Genomic DNA, 18,593 nt, shown 5'->3' with positions numbered 1-18,593 from the left:
ATACAATGGGCAAGGAAACCGGCTTTCTCGAGCTTGACCGTCAGGACCGCACCTATGCGGACCCGAAGGAGCGTATCAGCCACTATAAGGAATTCGTGATTCCGCATAACGAGGGCGCGCTGAAGGCGCAGGCCTCGCGTTGCATGAATTGCGGCATTCCCTATTGCCACAACGGCTGTCCGGTGAACAACATCATCCCGGACTGGAACCACCTGACCTATGAGGGCAATTGGCAGGGTGCGCTCGAAACGCTGCACTCGACCAACAATTTCCCCGAGTTCACCGGCCGCATCTGCCCCGCCCCGTGCGAGGCGGCCTGCACGCTGAACATCGTGGACCAGCCCGTCACCATCAAGTCGATCGAATGCGCGATCGTCGACAAGGGCTGGGATGAGGGCTGGATCACGCCCCAGGTGCCCGCCAAGAAGACCGGCAAGTCGGTCGCGGTGGTGGGCAGCGGCCCGGCGGGTCTGGCCGCCGCCCAGCAGTTGGCGCGTGCGGGCCATTCGGTGACGGTGTTCGAGAAGAACGACCGCGTCGGCGGGCTGCTGCGTTACGGCATCCCCGACTTCAAGATGGAAAAGCACCTCATCAACCGCCGCATGGTGCAGATGGAGGCCGAAGGCATCTCCTTCCGCACCAGCGTGGAAGTGGGCGTGACCATCTCGGTGGCCAGCTTGAAGGAAAACTTCGACGCCATCGTGCTGGCGGGCGGCGCGGAAGATCCGCGCCCGCTGACCATCCCCGGTTTCGAACTGCAGGGCGTGCGTTTCGCCATGGAGTTCCTGACCCAGCAGAACAAGCGCAACGCGGGCGACGATGAAATCCGCGCCGCGCCGCGCGGCTCGCTGGTGGCCACCGGCAAGCATGTGGTGGTGATCGGCGGCGGTGATACCGGCAGCGACTGCGTGGGCACCTCGAACCGTCAGGGTGCGCTCTCGGTCACCCAGCTCGAGATCATGCCCAAGCCGCCCGAGAAGGAAGACAAGGCGCTGAGCTGGCCGAACTGGCCGTTGAAGCTGCGCACGTCCTCCAGCCATGAGGAAGGCGTGGAGCGTGACTTCGCCGTGCTGACCAAGCGCTGCGTGGGTGAGAACGGCACGCTGACCGGTCTGGAATGCGTCCGCGTCGAGTGGGTCAATGGCCAGATGCAGGAAATCCCCGGCAGCGAGTTCACGCTCAAGGCCGATCTGATCTTCCTCGCCATGGGCTTTGTCGGCCCGCGCAAGGCGGGTCTGCTCGATCAGGCTGGCGTGAAGCTGGACCCGCGCGGCAATGTCTCGGCCAACACCTTCGACTATCGCACCAGCGACGAGAAGATCTTCGCTTGCGGCGATATGCGTCGTGGCCAGTCGCTGGTCGTCTGGGCTATCCGTGAGGGCCGTCAGGCCGCCCGCGCGGTGGATGAGGCGCTGATGGGCGTGAGCGAACTGCCGCGCTGATCAAGCCGGGGCATGGCCCGCTGCGGCGGGCTGTGCACCTTTGACATAGAAAAGCCCCCACCGCCTTGGCGCGGTGAGGGCTTTTTCTTTGGGCTGTTGGCGGGGCGGCGATGCCCCGCCCACGTCGTCAGTCCGAACCGAACAAATCGCGGGTGAAGACCTTGGCCTCCACATCCTTGATCGCCGGGGACATGCGGTTGGCGACGATCACATCGCTGCCCTGCTTGAAAGCTTCCAGATCGCGCAGCACTTCCGAACCATAGAACTCTGCATCGGCCAGCTCGGGCTCATAGATCACGACCTTGATGCCCTTGGCCTTGATCCGCTTCATGATCCCCTGGATCGAGGACTGGCGGAAATTGTCCGAGCCCGCCTTCATCACCAGACGGAAGATGCCGACCGTGCGGGGCTTACGCGCGATGATCTGGTCGGCCAGGAAATCCTTGCGGGTGCGGTTGGCGTCGACGATCGCGCGGATGAGGTTCTGCGGCACATCGGAATAGTTGGCCAGCAACTGCTTGGTGTCCTTGGGCAGGCAATAGCCGCCGTAACCGAAGCTGGGGTTGTTGTAATGGCTGCCGATGCGCGGATCGAGGCCCACGCCATCGATGATCTGGCGCGTGTCCATGCCGCCGGCGATGGCATAGCTGTCCAGCTCGTTGAAGAAAGCGACGCGCATGGCCAGATAGGTGTTGGCGAAAAGCTTGATCGCCTCGGCCTCATTGGGGTCGGTGTAGAGGATCTCGACATCCTTCTTCACCGCGCCTTCCAGCAGCAGCCCGGCAAAGGTCTCGGCCCGCTCCGAACGCTCGCCCACGATGATGCGCGAGGGGTGGAGGTTGTCGTAGAGCGCCTTGCCCTCGCGCAGGAATTCGGGGCTGAAGATGACGTTCGGCGTGCCCAGACGCTGGCGCACATCCTCGATAAAGCCCACGGGGATCGTCGATTTGACCACCACCGTCGCCGCGCTGCCCGCAGCGATCACCGTGCGGATCACCGATTCCACCGAGGAGGTGTCGAACTTGTTGGTGTCGACATCGTAATTGGTCGGCGTGGCGACGATCACGAAATCGGCCCCGGCCAGCGCCGCCTGCGCATCGAGCGTGGCGGTGAGGTTCAGCTCCCGCGTTGCCAGAAACTCTTCCAGCTCGGCATCGACGATGGGCGACTTGCGCGCGTTGAGCATCTCGACCCGCTCGGCCCAGACGTCGACGGCGGCCACCTCATGGTTCTGCGCCAGCAGCACCGCATTGGAAAGACCGACGTAACCGAGCCCGAAAACAGCAATTTTCATCCAGAGCTACTCTCTAAAATCGTGGCCAGAACATGAAGAATCAGGATGCGCGTAAGGCGCAAGGCATGTTTGACTGTCGCCTGCGGGAAGACGCCCCGGAGACCTATGTGTAAACAACTATTCCGCCTGCGCGTGGCCCCGTCAACGGATTTATGCTGCAATTGCACATCGCTTTAACGCCCGCAGGCCACGGCGTGCCCGAGCCGGCAAAGTCTAAGGGCGCAATGTTACGATTGGACATGGCGGCGCGGGATTTCAGGGGCCATTCCGCCCATGAAATCAATGCGCTTCGCTCACGTCTTTAATGCGCTTCGCTCACCTTCGAAACGGTCGCCAGCTTCTTGCCGCCCAGCAGACAGGCCAGAAAATAGGCGTCGCCAGCATAGCGCGGCAGCAACCGTCCCGGTTCGGAGAGCAGGCGGTGCAGCCATTCCATGCCGATCTGCCCCAGCCAGGCCGGAGCCCGGCTCTTGAGCCCCGCCGTGAAGTCCAGCGCGGCACCAACGCAGAAGATATGCGCGGGCGGCAGCTCGGGCAGATGGCGCGCCACCCAGCGTTCGGACTTGGGCGCCCCCACCCCCATAAAGAGATGGGTCGGGCGGTGTTCGCGGATCGTCGAAAGCAGGGACTGGCTGTAAACCCCATCCTTTTCAAAGCCGAAGGGCGGGCTGATCACCCCGATGTCCCCCGCCGCAAAGCCGCGATCGACCAGCTTGCGCACCAGCCTTTCGCCGGTGTTGGTCGAGCTGGCGACGAAAAAGGGGCGGTCCCGGCCGGGCACCAGCCGCTCCATCAGCACGGCGAACAGGTCCGCGCCGGTCACCAGCGGCAGTTGCTCGCCATAGCGGATGCGCGAGACCATCTGCATCGGGCGGCTGTCCATGGTGATGACCGAGGCCTTGCCATAGGCCTGGCGAAAGTCCCCGTCGGACTGCAGCACCCGCAAATGATTGAGATTGCAGGTCACGTATAGTTTCTGGCTGTTAACCGTCTTCAGCGCCGAATCAACGATCTCGTTCAGGTCGCGGCGATCGAAACGGATACCCATCGTGTCCTGGAGGCGATCAGCATCGGCTTTGTCTGCAAATTTGACGATCATAGAACTTCCAGCCTTTGCCAATTGGACGCATGTCATTTGAACCGACGCCACTTGGACGAATGTTGATTTACCCCTTCCCCGCACGATCTTACACTATCGTGAAAAATCGTTCATTTCCATGACCAATATCTTTCCGGATGTCTGCAAGCCCGGCTTGCATCCGACAGCAAGCTATGTAAAATTCCGGATAACATCGTCTCGCTTATCTTACATGACTTAACACCACACGTCTCGCAGCGCCACTCCATGCGTCGTCCCTGATGCCCGGTCCGGCGCGATCAACTTCGATCTTGATTGTGCAACTGCGAAGAGGTTTTATGGCGGTGCAACGTGCGGGGGCACAGGCCTCGGTTATCGCTCACATTATCACGCGCATGAAACGCTCATATTCACGTCGACACGGCAGGCAGCCTTCAGGAGGGCAGTAAGGTGACGCGCAAACAGGCCATCACAGCGGAGGGACAGGCGTGACGTCCCAACCGACCCCCAATGCGACCATTGCCGTCGATCTGGTTCTGGCGACCCGCCCCAAGGCCTCGACCGGGATCGAGCGCTATGCGCTCAACCTGTTCGAGGCGCTGGGCAGCATCGCGCCCGACACCATCGGCTTTGTCGATGATGCCTCCAGCCTGCCGCAAGCGCCCAATCTGATCCGGGTGAAGGGCGGCTTCAAGGGCTGGCTGAGCCTGCCCACCACCCCCGCCTTCCGCCAGCACAAGATCGGCACGCTGCTGTGCCCGGCCTTTCCGCCCAGCCCGCTGGTGGTGGCCTCGAAGCTGCCGGTGGCGCGCATCATCCATGACGATTTCCCCTGGACGCGCGGCCATGCGATGAATCTGCGCGGCCGCATGCTGTTCCGCCATTTCGAGGGGCTGGCCGCCCCGCGCTATGCCAGCATCTTCGCGCCGACCGATCTGATGGCGCAGAGCCTCACGCAGATCCTGCGCCGCGATGTCGGCACCATCGGCAATGCGCCGGGCATCGATCTGAGCAAGGCCCCGCCGCAGGCGACGCGCAAGCCGCAGGTGGTCGCGGTGGGCACCATCGAGCCGCGCAAGAATTACGAGGCGCTGGTCGCCGCCCAGCGCCATCTGCCTCAGGACTGGAGCGTCGCGGTGGTGGGCCGCAATGGCTGGGGCCCGATTGCCGAGGCCTGGGACGGCCATGTCGCCGCTGCTCAGGGGCGCCTGGCGTGGCACGGCCATGCCTCGGACGAGACGCTGCTGGGGCTCTACCGCGAATCTTCCTGCTTCGTCAGCATGTCGCTGGCCGAGGGCTTCAACATGCCGCTGGTCGAGGCGGGCAGCCTTGGCCTGCCCGTGGTCTGCAGCGACATCGAGATCCATCGCAGCGTGGCGCCGCCATGGGCCCGCTTCGTGCCGCTCTCCATCGCGCCGGAGGAACTGGCGCGCATTGTCACCGAAACGGCCCAGACCCCGCCCGATGCGGCGGCGGTCGAAACCTATCGCAACACCTTCAGCTGGGGCAGCATTGCCCGCAACATCAAGAACAGGATCGCCCCGTGAACCCACGTCTTATTCTTGTCTGGCATGAGGCCGGAAACCGGCTGTATCACGACCGCTTTCGCGAGCTGGCCAAGGTGTTCGACCTGACCGTGGTAGGGCCGGAGATTTTCGCCGGCGTCGATTACCGCCCAAGCGCCCGCGCCGATCTCGGCTTCGACCTGAAGCTGTTTCCCAGCCGGGCCAGCGGCCATTGGCTGTCCTATTTCAGCCCGGCGATGATGCGCTACATCCGCGCCAATCCGCCCGAAGTGCTCTATGTGCATGAGGAGCCGCATTCGGTGACGGCCTTCTGGGCCTCACTGCTCAAGCGCAAGAGCACGCTGGTGCTGGAGAGCAGCGCGATCAATCTGAAGGGCAATTTCGGCGGGGCCAATCTGCTCGAACGGCTGGTCTATGCCCGCGTCGACAAGATCTTCCCCAAGAACACCGAGGTGGCGGGCGTGCTGACGCAGCGCGGCGCGTCCAAGGCGAAGATTCTGGCGCCGCTGGGCAATGGCGTCTCGCTGCAATCCTTCAGCCCGACCCCCAAGGCCGAGGCGCGCGAGCAGCTTGCCGCCACCTTCCCCGAGGTGCGGCGCGCGGTCGATGGCCGCCTGCTGGTGGGCTTTGCCGGGCGCATCTGGCGCCCCAAGGGGCTGGAAACGCTGGCGCAGGCCGCGCGCGATGCCGATGTGGCGTTGATGCTCTGCGGCCCGGTCAGCGATGCCGATGTGGCTGAAGCCGTGCAGGAGTTCGGCGGCGTGCTGCTGCCCGCGCTCAACAAGGAGCAACTGCCGATCTTCTATTCGGCGCTCGACCTGTTCGTGCTGCCCAGCCAGATCACCCCCTTCTGGCGCGAGCAGTTCGGCCGCGTCTGCGCCGAGGCGGTGTTCTGCGGCACGCCGGCCATCGGGTCCAACGTAGGCGGCATACCCAGCGTGGTGGGCGATTCGGCGATCTTCGAGCCCGCCGATGTGACGCAACTGGCCGACAAGATCACCTCGCTGAAAACCGCCGAGGCCCGCGCCGATCTGCTGGCCGAGCAGACGCGGCATATCGAGGACAATTTCTCGTGGCGCTCGATCGCCGCGCGGATTTACCGCGAGGTCGCGGGCAATGGCAGCAAGTCGGGCTCGACCAGCCTGCCTTTCGTGCCGGTTGAAGCCACGCTGTAAAGGCGCGGCGCCAGCCCACTCCCCCGCCCGGTTACCCAACGGCAAGTATCCTCTGGGTGGCCGGGCGGGAGAGTGGGCTGGCGCCGCAAAATCCGGCTCTTTCGCCGGATTTTCAAACAGCTTCTCAGATATCCTTCGTCACGCCGACGAAGAAGCCCCGGCGCGCGCCCCATTGCGGCGCGCCCACGCCCACGCCTGCCCCGTCGCGGATCTGATAGGCATGGTCGCCCACATTGATGATGTCGAAGCGCAGCTCCACACCGGGCCGCTCGATGCGATAACTGGCTGACAGATTGACCTGCGCATAGGCAGGCAGATGCGCTCCATTGGGGATCACCGAACCATCCGCCGCAGACCCTTGCGTGCGCAGGCCCGAACCATAGATCAGGCTCGTGCCCAGCTTCAGCCCCTTCATGCCCCCCTGCTTGAAGGCATAGTTGACGCCCGCCGAGCCGGTGTAGGTCTGGTCGTGATCGAGATAGATGTAGTGATTGGCGATATAGGCCAGTTCCTGCGCGCTGAAGTTGAACTGGCTGGAGCTGATGCCCTTGCCCTGCGCCTTGGCCATGGCGATGTTGCCATAGATCGACCACGGACCATGATTGTAGCTGGCGTTGAACTCCACGCCCCGGATGCGGCCCTTGGCGTAGTTGAAGGGCGTCTGGATGATCGGCGCGCCGAATTGGCCCTCATCGATCAGATTGGTCGAGAGGCGGTAATAGGCATCGACGCCCAGACTGAAACCGCCCTTGATCTTCTGCTCGAAGCCAATGTCGAAATAATTCTGACGCTCGGCATAAGGCGTGGTGTCAAGCGTGTTGCCCGCCGCCGCGCTGGTGCCCGCCAGCTTGCCCAGATTCGCGCCGCCCACCAGCTCGAAGGGGGGCGGCGAGAAATAGCGGGCATAGCCCAGATGGATCGCGGTGCGCGCGGCAGGCTCCCACACCATGTTCACGCGCGGCGAGAACTGGCTCTCGGTGCGATAGGCGGCATAGCGGTCGAAGCGGCCACCATAGTTGAGCGTTACCCCCTCGCCCAGCTTCCACTCATCCTGCAGATAGGCGCTGGTGGTCCAGGCGTTGCTGGCGCTGTCGTCGAGGATATCGATGGGCTGGCCGGTCTGCGCGCCGCTGTCATCCAACGGGAAAGCGTAAGTGCCGGTGCGGCTGATGGCGTGATCATGCTGCACATAGAAGCCGAAGCGGATCGTATGGGCATGGCTGACCCGCCACACGCCATCCATCTGGCCCGAGAGCGCCAGATCGTTCTTATAGGCATTCTGCGCTGTGCCGTTGAACAGCAGTTCGCCGGTGACATCGGGGCGATAGATCAGCTCCGAATAGCGCGCCGAGACCGAGGTCTGCAGCGTCAGCGCGCCCGTGTGGCGCAGCCAGGCAAGCTGGCCGAAGCCGGTGCGCTCCAACTGCTGCTCGTTCAGATTGTCCGAGAGGTAATCGCTCTGCCCGCCCACGCTGTAACCCGGCCCGGTCTGCGCGGCGGAGAGCCCGCGCGGATTGGGGATCTGGAAATGCTGATTGGCAAAGCCGCCCAGAAAGCTGATGCGATTGTCCGGGTCGACGATATGGTCGACATAGGCAAAACCTTGCGCCTGATCGGTCTTGTCATGCAGCGGGGTGGAGCTGCCGTCGACGCTCTCGATCCCCAGATTGTTATGCTTGAAATCGCCCGAGACGAAGTAATTGGTGTCGCCCGATGAGCCCCCATAGTCGAAGCTGGGGTTGATCGAGCCATGGCTGCCGCCATAGAGCGAGACCTGCCCGCCCTTGGCGAACAGCCCGCTCTTGGTGGTGATGTCCATGATGCCCGCGGTGCGCAGGCCATATTGCGCGGGCAGCGCGCCAGTCAGCAGCGCGAAATGGTCGATCAGCCGGGGGCTCAGCGTCTGGCCGAAAACCGCGAGGCCCTCGGGCAGGATCGTGCCGTTGATGCGATATTGCAGATTGGCGTGATCGTCGCGCACATGGAACTGGCCGCCGCCATCCTGCGAGACGCCGGGGATCTGCAGCAGGATCTGGTTGAACTGCTGATTGGCGCCGCCCGGCAGCGCCTTGATCGCATCCTGACTGACGGCGTAGGAATCGGCGCCAAGGCTGGGCTGGATGCTGGCGCGTGCCTCGTCCAGACGGCGGGCGGTGACCACGATGGTGTGTTCGGGCTGGGCCTGCGTGGCAGGCGCCGACGGACCGGAGGATGGGCTCGGGGACTGGCTCTGGGCCAGCGCCACGCCGGGCGCCATAACGGGCAGGGCGGTCAGGGCAACACAGGAAAGCAACAGGGGGCGCAAGCAATCATCCTTCACGGCGGGGGCCGAACCATGCTCATGCCTTAAATGTCATGAGATAAAATCACCATCCGTCATTCCTCTGCCCCCAAAGGACTCGACGCATGGCGATCACGGCCATCGTGGATCCCCGCAATAGGATATAAAATCACCATAAAAAAGAGGGCGCCTGAAAAAGCGCCCTCCCGATGCGTATCGAGGTTGAAACGGGATCAGGCCGCGGTCTGCTCCTCCTCCTTCTTCTCCAGCATGGCCTCGCCCTTTTCCGAGAGCAGCATGCCAATCAGCGCCGCCATGGGATTGGCGCCCGCGCCCAGCGCGCCGCCCTCGCCACTGGTGGCGCCGGTCTGGATCTGGATCCGGGGCACGATATCCACGCCCGACTTCTCCAGCGCCTCGGCCAACCGTTCGACCACCTGACGGGTGAGCTGATAGCGCGCACCGCCCGAAGCCTCGGCCTGGCGGGCAATGGTTTCGGCGGTGGCCAGACCGGTCTTGGTGATGCGCTCTGCGTCGGCGGCGGCCAGGGCGATCATCTTGGCGGCCTCGCCCTCACCGATCATGCGCACACGGTCGGCCTCGGCGCGGGCCTGCATGCGGGTCTGCTCGGCGGCCTGAGTCGCCATGCGCAGGCTCGCCTTGCCCTCATTCTCGCGCACGATGATCGAGAGCTCAGACTGGGTGATCGAGGTCTGCTGATCAGCCCTCGCCTGCGCCTCGCGCAGCGCCTTTTCGCTTTCGGCGGCGATGCGCTGCTTTTCATAGGTGGTCACGCGTTCCTCGGCGACCTGACGTTCGCGAAGCTGCTGCAAGACCTTCTCGATCTGGTCGTTGCCTCCGGTGGCGCGCGGCGTGCCGATCAGCACCTCCTGCAGCTCCAGATTGTAGCCGAGGAATTTGGCGCGCATCTCCTCGCTGGCCTGAAGCTGGATGTCGCTGCGTTCCTGCAGCAGCTCGATCAGCGTCTTCTTCTGGGCGATGTTCTTGAAATAGGCCGAGACCATCGGGTCCAGCGTCTGCTCGACCAGCTTCTTGATGTCGCCGAAGCGCTGCACCACCAGCGGTGCCTTGCGATAGTCGATATGCACCACCACCGAGAGCGGCAGATTGGGCTCGAAGGCATCGCGGGTGATCAGCGAGACTTCCGACAGATTCTCGTCGAACTTGTGCTGCCCGGTGATGTCGCTCTGCCACTTGAGGATGAAGTTGGTGGTGGGCACGATCAGAATCTTGCCCGCATAGGTGTTGAAGGCATATTTGCCGGGCAGCAGCGGGTCGCTCCACACGCCGCGCGATCCGCGCGCCACCAGCTCGCCATGGCGGTAATCCTCGCCCGAGGTGTCGCCCGTATCGGCGCCGGTGTAGCTGATCACCACGCCGACATGGCCGACCTCGATGATGGTCTTGCCGACCAGCTCCACTGTGGCAAACAGGCGGTTGATGAAATAGCTGCCCTCCACCAGCACCTGCAACTGGCGACCGCGACGGCCACCGGCCACGATGAACTTCTCCGGGTCCTGGAAGGAGTTATGGAAGCTGGCCGACTGCTTCTGATCGGTGCCCACTTCGGGCGCGATGATGTGGTCGGCGGTCAGTGCCGGGCCGTCATGCACCGTCACGATGCCGATCTGATCGGAAGCGTCGCGGATCACCACCGCCTCGAAGCCGTTACGCCCGGCGATCAGATTCTGCATCTGGTCGAACAGCGGGCCGTCCTCGTAATTGAGCAGCAGGCCGTGAATGCGCTCCTTCGTGATGATCACGAATTGCGCGGTGTTGATGGCATAGGTGCCCTCACGCAGGATGGTGCGCTGCGGCCCCTTCTGCCCGCCATGCGTCAAGAAAGCGCGCACATCGAGGAAATCGGCGGTCGCGGCATTGCTGGCCAGCGTCTGGGTTGGGCCCAGCGGCGCGCCGTCTCGCGCGAAGATATAGCCGATCTGGCCCTGCGGAATGGTGACCAGCGACTGGCTGTGAATGCGGTACTGGAACGGGAAGAAGAAGTGGAAACCGCCGCGCAGCACATCGGGCTGATACCCCGCCTCGCCCTCCAGCGCGATCAGCCCCGCGCTGACCGAACCGGCCTGGCTCCACAGCTTTTCGACCACGGCAACACGGTTGTTGCCCACATAGCGCACCATGCGCGACACAAGAAAAAGCACAAACACAAACAAGCCTAGCCCGGCGGAAGCGCCGAGCGTGATGACGTTTTGCATGGGGGATGACATCCTGTGGTGTCTTTTTGAAAGCCGGTCAAGGTTGAGCGGCCCTCTCCATTTACGACTGTTCAAATAGCGATTCCAGTAAAATCGGAGTCTCTACTTTGGTCGTATTTCAGGTTATCTTATATCTTATCTTCACCGTAACGCGCCTCGACATAGGCAGCCATGACCAGCGCCTTGTCCTGAGCCTGCACAGCCCGGTCGCGCGCCTGCTGCTCCAGCGCGGCGGCGATGCGGGTGAGCGCGGTGACGGTGCGGGCCGAAGTGTCGTGGTCTGCGGAGGCCTCCAGCGCCGCCCGCCCTGCCTCAACCATGGCCGCCAGATCGCGCAGCAGGGCGCGCACTTCGGCAGAGGCCGGATCGGGGCGCAAATTGGCGATCCGGTCGAGCACCGCATCGCCCTCCGGCCCGAAAGCCGAGCGCCCGCGCGCCAGAGCCTGACGCAGATGTTGCGCAGCCTGCGTTTCGGCCTGATCCTCGGGATTTGCCGGTTGCGCAGTCCAGCGGTCGGTCAGCGCCGCCAGCAGAGTCGCGCTGAGGCTCGCTCCAGTGTAGACGCCCAGGAACCACAGGCTCATGTGCGGTACATGGGTCAGCCAGCCGTCCAGTCCGGCTGCGCGATGAGTCCAGCCATCAACCGCCAGTGCCAGCAGATAGGCCGGCACCACCATATGCACCGCTCCGCCGCCCACCAGCTTCCACAGCGGTATTTTTCGGCGTTGCGCGGTCATGGGGTGGGTTTTAGCACCGGGATTTCAAAGGGGAAAGAAAGACAATGCGAGGGGGTTACCCCCTCGCGCTCCCATAACGTCTTCCGACGAAAGGGTGGTGGCGCCGCATCCTTGCGCTCCGCCTCTCCACCTGCGCAAGGCTGAGCGCCGCAGGCAGGGAAGGCTATGGGCGGGGCATGCTGATGAAAGCCTGCGGCGCGGCGACCTCACGCAAGGCCGAACCCGATGCGCGACGCAGACATAAATGGGAGCGCGAGGGTGTAACACCCTCGCATTTCCCCTTCTTCCCCCTTCGAACCACCCCCTGTGACCTTATCGCAACGCAGCAAAGCCACACTGCGACACCCGCGCCACAACTCAACTCACCGTATTTTTCCCGAGCCGATGAACCGTTGTTCAAACACGATGACTGCCCGGCGCGGGGGCTGTCCCGCTCGGCGCAAACCGCTAACAACACTGCATCGCCGGGGTCGGTGGTTAATGAGGGATTTCGGCGTGCTGCGTAACTTCTTTGGTGCAATCAAGAACTTGCGCAACATTGCCATGGTTATCAGCGGTGCAGCAGCCCTGACTGCGGCCCTTCCCGCCCAAGCTCATACGCAGTGTGCCCCTTATGCCCGCGAGATTTCGGGCATTGAACTGCACGGCGATGCCAAGGACTGGTGGGCTCAGGCCAACGGCCTCTATGCTCGCGGCACGACCCCCCGCGAAGGTTCGGTTCTGGCTTTCCGCGCCACCCACTCGATGCGTTCTGGCCATGTCGCCACCGTCACCAAGATCGTCGATGCCCGCCACGTCGTGCTTGACCACGCCAACTGGTCGCGCCCCGGCATGATCGAGCATGCCGCTCTGGCCGAAGACGTCTCCGCCAATGGCGACTGGAGCGAAGTGCGCGTGTGGTACGCCCCGATCCACGCTCTGGGTCTGCGCGCCACCCCCGCTTTCGGCTTCATCTACAACAGCGCCCCCAAGGACGAGAGCGTCCGCCTCGCCATGCGCGACTGATTGGGGCGCGGCTGATCTTCGATCAACCGAGCTGATATCCCCGTCTGCTTTTGCTTCATCCATAATTGAGCACCGTCATGGCTTGATGCTGGCGGATGGCGGCCTATGGTCGTCTCACCCTTGATTACGGATCAATGATGATTTCGTTCCCCCAAATCAGCCGACTGGTTCTTGCCGCCGCCCTCGCATCGGCGACCTGCGCCGCTCATGCCGCCCAGCCCGCGCATGAGCCGGAGCACCCGCATGAGGTCGAAAGCTTCGCCCCGCCCGCCGAAATGGGCACGGTCGCGCTGACCTTCGACGATCTGCCCGGCCTCAGCCTCACGGCCGATCAGCCCTATGTCGATTACATCAACATGATGATCCTCCGCGGGCTGAAGAAGCATCACTTCCCGGCCATCGGCTTCGTCAACGAAAGCAAGCTGGACCGCCCGACGCGCGATCAGCAGGTTAACAATCTGAAGCGCTGGCTCAATGCGGGCATGGATCTGGGCAACCACACCTACAGCCATGAATCGCCCAACGATCTGGGTGCCGAGCGCTACACCGCCGACATCGCCAAGGGCGAGCCGGTGACCAAGGGCCTGCTGGCCCAGCACGGCAAGACCATGCGCTATTTCCGCCATCCCTATCTGGAGACCGGCTCGCCCGGCCCGGTGAAGGATGCCATCGACAGTTGGCTGGCGACGCATGGCTACATCATCGCTCCGGTCACCATCGATGCCGATGACTGGGAGTTCGCGCAGGTCTATGACGATGCCATCTATCGCCATGACGAGCCGCGCCGCCTGCAGGTGCAGCGCGAATATCTCGCCTATACCGAGCGGACGATCGGCTGGTACCAGCGCGCCGCCCATGCGGTGTTCGGGCGGCAGATCGCCTATGTGATGCTGCTGCATGATACGCGCCTCAACGCCGACAGTTTCGAGGCTCTGGCGCAGATCCTGCAGCGCCGCCGCCTGAAGCCCGTCACGCTGGAACAGGCGCTGAAAGATCCGGCCTATCGCACCCGCGATCCCTACACCGGCAAGGACGGTATCGACTGGGTCGAGCGCTGGTCCGACGAGTTGCACAAGACCATGCCCTGGTCGACATGGCAGGATCCGCCCAAGCGGATCGAGGACGAATATGAAAAGACCGAGCACGATCGGCACTGATGGCTGAACAGCCGGAGCGGCCTGCCTGATTGACAGGCAGCCAGTCCTCACGCAATCTTGTTTCATCGCCGAAGTATTTCCTTCCGGCATCGCAGCGCTGGCGCTCACCGCCTTTCTAGCTGGAGACATGATTTGCCCCATAGTTTCAGGCTCCTTGCCTCTGTCGCTTTGTTCACGCTTTCCGCGCCAGTGATGGCGCAATCCACGCCGCCCGCCGCGCCCGCCACCACCGGCTGGGGCGTGGACATCTCCGCGCGCGATCTCTCGGTGAAGCCGGGTGACGATTTCGACGCCTATGCCAATGGCACCTGGAAGAAGACCCACACCATCCCCGCCGACCGCCCCTCGACCGGCACCTTCTACGATCTGAGCGAGACGGTGCAGGCGCAGGTGCGCGACATCATCACCGCCGCCCCCAAAGACGGGCAGATCGGCGCGCTCTACAACAGCTTCATGGATGAGGCGCGGCTTGAACAGGTCGGCATCAAGCCGCTTCAGGCCGATCTGGCGCAGGTGCGCGCCCTGCCGGACAAAAGCGCCTTTGCCCGTTTCATGGGCCTCACCCAGGCCCGTTTCGGCATCACGCTGATCGGCTCCTATGTGGGGCCGGACACCGCCAATGCCGATCTCAACGTGCTCTATCTCGACCAGTCGGGGCTGGGCCTGCCCGATCGCGACTATTACCTGAACGACCAGTTCAAGCCCCAGCGCGAGGCCTATCGCGCCTATATCCAGCGCGTGCTGACCGCCATCGGGCAGCCCGATCCGGCGGGTGCCACCGCCACGATCATGGCGTTCGAGACCGAGATCGCCAAGATCCACTGGGATCAGGCCGCCGAGCGCGACGTGCCGCGCACCAACAACCCGATGTCGAGCGCGCAGCTCGCTGCCTATGCGCCGGGGCTGGACTGGAAGGCGTGGTTCGACGGCATCGGTGTCGGCCCGCAGCAGCGCATGATCGTCGGCCCCAACACCGCGATCAAGGCGCTGGCGAAGCTCTATGCCGAAACCCCGCTGGCCACGCTCAAGCTGTGGCAAGCCTTCCATGTTGCCGAGCAGGCCTCGCCCTATCTCAACAAGGCGATGGTCGACAGCCGCTTCGATTATGTGAAGACGCTGGCCGGGGTGAGCGAGAACCGCCCCCGCTGGAAGCGCGGCATCGATCTGGTCAACGGATCGCTGGGCGAGTTGGTGGGGCAAGCCTATGTCGCCCGCCACTTCACCCCCGATGCCAAGGCCAAGATGGAGGTGCTGGTCGCCAATCTGAAGACCGCCATGGCCCATCGCATCGAGACCAACAGCTGGATGAGCCCGCCCACCAAACAGGCGGCACTGACCAAGCTGTCCAAGATGGATGTGATGGTCGGCTATCCCGACTTCTGGCGCAACTATGGCGGGCTGACGGTCAAGGCCGACGATCTTTACGGCAATGTCCAGCGCGCCACCGCCTTTAACCAGGCCTATGCCATGGAGGATCTGGGCAAGCCGGTGAACCGCAAGAAATGGGGCATGACGCCTCAGACGGTGAACGCCTACAATGGCGGCGGCGAGAACAAGATCGTCTTCCCCGCGGGCATCCTGCAGCCGCCCTTCTTCGATCCCAAGGCCGACGATTCGGTCAATTACGGCAGCATCGGCGCGATCATCGGGCATGAGATCAGCCATGGCTTCGACGATCAGGGCCGCCGCATCGACGACACCGGCGCGGTGCGCGACTGGTGGACCGCCGAGGACGGCAAGCGCTTCGAGGCCGAGGCCAAGGTCTTCGGCGAGGAGTATGGCCGCTTCGAGGCCGCGCCCGGCGCCTTCATCAAGCCCGATGTGACGATGGGCGAGAACATCGCCGATTTCGCGGGGGTGCAGGTTGCGCTCGATGCCTATCACACCGCGCTGGGGGGCAAGGCAGCCCCGGTGCTCGACGGACTGACGGGCGACCAGCGCTTCTTCCTGGCCTATGCCCAGAACTGGCGCGCGCTGCAGCGTGAGGATGCGCTGCGCAATCAGGTCGCGGTCGATCCGCACAGCCCGTCGCGCTTCCGCATTCTGGGGCCGCTGCCCAATGTCGATGGCTGGTACAAGGCCTGGGACGTGAAGCCCGGCGACAAGATGTACATCGCGCCCGAGAAGCGCGCGAAGATCTGGTAAGAGTCTGTTTGAAAATCCGGCGAAAGAGCCGGATTTTGCGGCACCAGCCCGCTCCCCCGCCCGGCCACCCAGAGGATACCACCGTTGGGTAACCGGGCGGGAGAGTGGGCCGGTGCCGCTCTGACAATGTGCGAAGGCACATTGTCCAAACAAACACTTAAACCTTCAGCCCCGTCAGCCATTCGCGGATCATCGCCTGACCGGCCGCCACCGCGCCGGGACCATGCGCGCTGTGGGCCGCGCGCAGATCGGCTTCGGTGCCGCCAGCCTCGATCACACTTTCGGGCCATTGCTCGATCCAGGCGTCGAAACGCGGGTCGAGCCCCATTTCGGCATGGAACTGCAACGCCAGCAGATTGGGCCCCCGGCGAAAGGCCTGATGGTCATAGACATGGCTGGAGGCCAGCAGCTCCACCCCCTCGGGCAGGGTGAAGGTGTCGCCATGCCAGTGCAGCACCGGCACATCGGCCAGATGGCGCAGCGGGCTGGCCGGATCGAGCACCGTCACGGGGTGAAAGCCCACCTCCTTGCGCGGCCCGGCATAGACATCGGCGCCCAAAGCGGCGGCGATCATCTGCGCGCCGAAGCACACGCCCAGCGTGGGGCGATCCGCCGCCAGACGCCGCGCCAACTGCTTGAGCTGGCAGGCGATCCACGGATATTGCGCCTGTTCATAAACCCCCATCGGCCCGCCCATCATGATCAGCAGATCAGGCTCGCACAGGTCGAGCGTCGGGAAGGCTGGATCGGTGACATCGATGCGATCGACAAGGAAACCCGCACTTTCGATCGGCTCGCGATAGCCGGCCACGCCTTCATGCGGCACATGGCGGATGATGAGCGCCTTGCCGCTCATCGGGCAACATCCGGGTGACGGCGAAAGGACGGAATCGGGGCAAAACGGGCCATCCCTTCAGCATAGCCAGCTTTGGCGCGGCGGCTCAATGAGGAAAGCTCAATTGCCGCGCTAGACTTTGTTGCCCGCCGCAAAGCCCCGGTTTGGTCCCCTGCCAACCCCGAACCGCCGCATAGATTTTCTTGAGCACCCCGCAGCAAGCCTTGGGCGACAAAACTCAACTCAATCAGTAGAGAAACCATGTCCGATCCGTTGGCATCCTCCTCCTTTGAGTGCCGCCGGATCGGGCCGCGGCTTTTGATCCTCGTGTCAGCTTGCTCCGCGTCATCAACCGCTAAAGCGCATGAACCCAAGGAATTCCGGCTTTTCCGGCCAGATTCGGGGCTCGTGTCTCGTGTCTGTTACGCCGTTTGAAAGGAACCGGAATCATGCCCCGCCACGCCCTCACCCATGCCCGCCACGCCGGTCGCGCCAACCCCGTGCCGCCGCTGCCCCATCCCTCATGGCGCGGCGAGGATGCCGCAACGGCACGCCACAGCGCCCAGATCGAGCCCGATGAATTCTGGCAGAGGCTGGGATTGTGATCGCAACGCCCCCATATAGCCACGCATGCCCGCGCAGATGACTCCGCACCCCGCCTCCCCCCTCGTCCTCGCGACGGGCGACTCCCCTGTGGAGACCGGCCTGCTCAGCACCGAGGATTTCGACCTCGCCGCGCTGACCGGCGCGCTGCGCGATGCCCGCGCGGGCTGGCGGGAGCGCCTGCCCTGCAAGGGCCGCTCGGGCGAGCTGGATTATGGCGCGCATGGCTTCCCCTCGCGCCATGCGCTGGCCCATGTGGTTGAGACGCTGTCGGCGGCGCTGTTCCCGATGCGGCTGGGGCCCTCCGATCTGACGGTCGAGAATGAGGATGCCTTTGTCGCCGCCTCGCTGCGCACCGCGCTGCCACTGCTGGCGCGGCAGGTGGCGATGGAGCTGGCCTATGTCCGCGACGGCTGCAAACCCTCGACCGACCATCACGACCGCGCTCACCGTCTGGTGGCGCAGGTCGCGACGCGCCTGCCCGCGATCCGCCGCCTGCTCGACACCGACCTGGAGGCCGCCTTCGCCGGAGACCCCGCCGCGCGCAGCGTCGACGAGGTGCTGCTGTGCTATCCCTTCGTCACCGCGGTAATCCACCACCGGCTGGCGCATGAGCTTTATCTGGCGGGCAGCCCGCTGGTGGCGCGCATCATCGCCGAGATCGCCCATTCGCGCACCGGCATCGACATTCACCCCGGCGCCACCATCGGCGAGCGCTTCTTCATCGACCACGGCACCGGCGTGGTGATCGGCCAGACGGCGATCATCGGGCGCGGGGTGCGGCTCTATCAGGCGGTGACGCTGGGCGCGCGCAGCTTCGCGCAGGACGCCGACGGCCATCTGGTCAAGGACATCGCCCGCCATCCCATTCTGGAGGATGACGTCACCATCTATGCCGGCGCCACCATTCTGGGCCGCGTCACCATCGGCGCGGGATCGGTGATCGGCGGCAATGTGTGGCTGACCAGATCCGTGCCGCCCGGCAGCCGGGTGAGGCAGGTGACCCCCAGCGTCGATATCGAAATCGCCGACCCCTTCTCCTGAACCATGAACCCCCAAGCGTCGCAGAACAACGAGA

At 64.0% G+C, this 18,593-nt stretch carries 14 protein-coding genes; 8 read left to right on the top strand and 6 right to left on the bottom strand.

Annotation, left to right across the window (positions count from 1 at the left end):
- Positions 1-5: 5 nt before the first annotated feature.
- On the top strand, positions 6-1,442 hold the full coding sequence (locus ABDW49_RS02500; protein ID WP_343609487.1) for a glutamate synthase subunit beta: 1,437 nt from the start codon (positions 6-8) through the stop codon (positions 1,440-1,442).
- 127 nt (positions 1,443-1,569) lie between these two features.
- Here the strand turns inward: ABDW49_RS02500 and ABDW49_RS02495 are convergent, their stop codons facing one another.
- Both ABDW49_RS02495 and ABDW49_RS02490 read right to left on the bottom strand, forming a co-directional pair.
- Positions 1,570-2,736 carry a nucleotide sugar dehydrogenase gene (locus ABDW49_RS02495; RefSeq protein ID WP_343609486.1) on the bottom strand — a complete coding sequence of 389 codons (1,167 nt, stop codon included), beginning with the start codon at positions 2,734-2,736 and terminating at the stop codon, positions 1,570-1,572.
- Positions 2,737-3,037: 301 nt separating this feature from the next.
- Complete coding sequence (locus ABDW49_RS02490; protein ID WP_343609485.1) at positions 3,038-3,784, bottom strand: WecB/TagA/CpsF family glycosyltransferase; 747 nt, start codon at positions 3,782-3,784, stop codon at positions 3,038-3,040.
- A 518-nt stretch (positions 3,785-4,302) separates the two neighbouring features.
- Here ABDW49_RS02490 and ABDW49_RS02485 point away from each other — a divergent pair.
- Positions 4,303-5,361, top strand: a complete 1,059-nt coding sequence (locus tag ABDW49_RS02485) for a glycosyltransferase (protein WP_343609484.1) — start codon at positions 4,303-4,305, stop codon at positions 5,359-5,361.
- On the top strand, positions 5,358-6,515 hold the full coding sequence (locus ABDW49_RS02480) for a glycosyltransferase family 4 protein (protein ID WP_343609482.1): 1,158 nt from the start codon (positions 5,358-5,360) through the stop codon (positions 6,513-6,515). The genes ABDW49_RS02485 and ABDW49_RS02480 overlap by 4 nt, the downstream gene beginning before the upstream one ends.
- Positions 6,516-6,639: 124 nt before the next feature.
- On the opposite strand, the gene ABDW49_RS02475 is transcribed toward ABDW49_RS02480, so the two are convergent.
- From ABDW49_RS02475 to ABDW49_RS02465, 3 genes are all read right to left on the bottom strand, one after another.
- Positions 6,640-8,772, bottom strand: coding sequence for a TonB-dependent receptor (locus tag ABDW49_RS02475; RefSeq protein WP_343614095.1), 2,133 nt, complete (start codon positions 8,770-8,772; stop codon positions 6,640-6,642).
- 257 nt (positions 8,773-9,029) lie between these two features.
- Entirely contained in the window at positions 9,030-11,033 is a 2,004-nt protein-coding gene (locus tag ABDW49_RS02470; protein ID WP_343609480.1) for an SPFH domain-containing protein, read from the bottom strand.
- 128 nt (positions 11,034-11,161) lie between these two features.
- Positions 11,162-11,770 (bottom strand): hypothetical protein, encoded by a 609-nt coding sequence (locus ABDW49_RS02465; RefSeq protein ID WP_343609478.1) that lies wholly within the window; start codon positions 11,768-11,770, stop codon positions 11,162-11,164.
- A 543-nt stretch (positions 11,771-12,313) separates the two neighbouring features.
- On the opposite strand from ABDW49_RS02465, the gene ABDW49_RS02460 reads away from it, so the two are divergent.
- The 3 genes from ABDW49_RS02460 (at position 12,314) to ABDW49_RS02450 (ending at position 16,077) form a co-directional block, all read left to right on the top strand.
- Positions 12,314-12,775: a CHAP domain-containing protein gene (locus ABDW49_RS02460; RefSeq protein WP_343614093.1), complete on the top strand. Its 462-nt coding sequence runs from the start codon at positions 12,314-12,316 to the stop codon at positions 12,773-12,775.
- Positions 12,776-12,909: 134 nt separating this feature from the next.
- Complete coding sequence (locus ABDW49_RS02455; protein WP_343609477.1) at positions 12,910-13,932, top strand: polysaccharide deacetylase family protein; 1,023 nt, start codon at positions 12,910-12,912, stop codon at positions 13,930-13,932.
- Between the two features lie 192 nt (positions 13,933-14,124).
- Positions 14,125-16,077, top strand: coding sequence for a M13 family metallopeptidase (locus ABDW49_RS02450; RefSeq protein WP_343609476.1), 1,953 nt, complete (start codon positions 14,125-14,127; stop codon positions 16,075-16,077).
- A gap of 157 nt (positions 16,078-16,234) precedes the next feature.
- Here ABDW49_RS02450 and ABDW49_RS02445 read toward each other — a convergent pair whose 3' ends face one another.
- Positions 16,235-16,933: a glutamine amidotransferase gene (locus ABDW49_RS02445; protein WP_343609475.1), complete on the bottom strand. Its 699-nt coding sequence runs from the start codon at positions 16,931-16,933 to the stop codon at positions 16,235-16,237.
- A 428-nt stretch (positions 16,934-17,361) separates the two neighbouring features.
- Between ABDW49_RS02445 and ABDW49_RS02440 the strand changes: the two genes are divergently transcribed.
- Both ABDW49_RS02440 and epsC read left to right on the top strand, forming a co-directional pair.
- Positions 17,362-17,517, top strand: a complete 156-nt coding sequence (locus ABDW49_RS02440) for a hypothetical protein (protein WP_343609474.1) — start codon at positions 17,362-17,364, stop codon at positions 17,515-17,517.
- Between the two features lie 37 nt (positions 17,518-17,554).
- A complete protein-coding gene (epsC, locus tag ABDW49_RS02435; RefSeq protein WP_343609473.1) occupies positions 17,555-18,559 on the top strand; it encodes a serine O-acetyltransferase EpsC in 1,005 nt (334 codons plus the stop codon).
- The last annotated feature ends 34 nt before the right edge of the window (positions 18,560-18,593 follow it).

Origin of the sequence: Novosphingobium sp. (genome assembly GCF_039595395.1) — a bacterium.
In the GTDB taxonomy this organism is placed as follows: Bacteria; Pseudomonadota; Alphaproteobacteria; order Sphingomonadales; family Sphingomonadaceae; genus Novosphingobium.
Note: the sequence above shows the minus strand (reverse complement) of the source record. Positions and strands in the feature narration are given on the sequence as shown.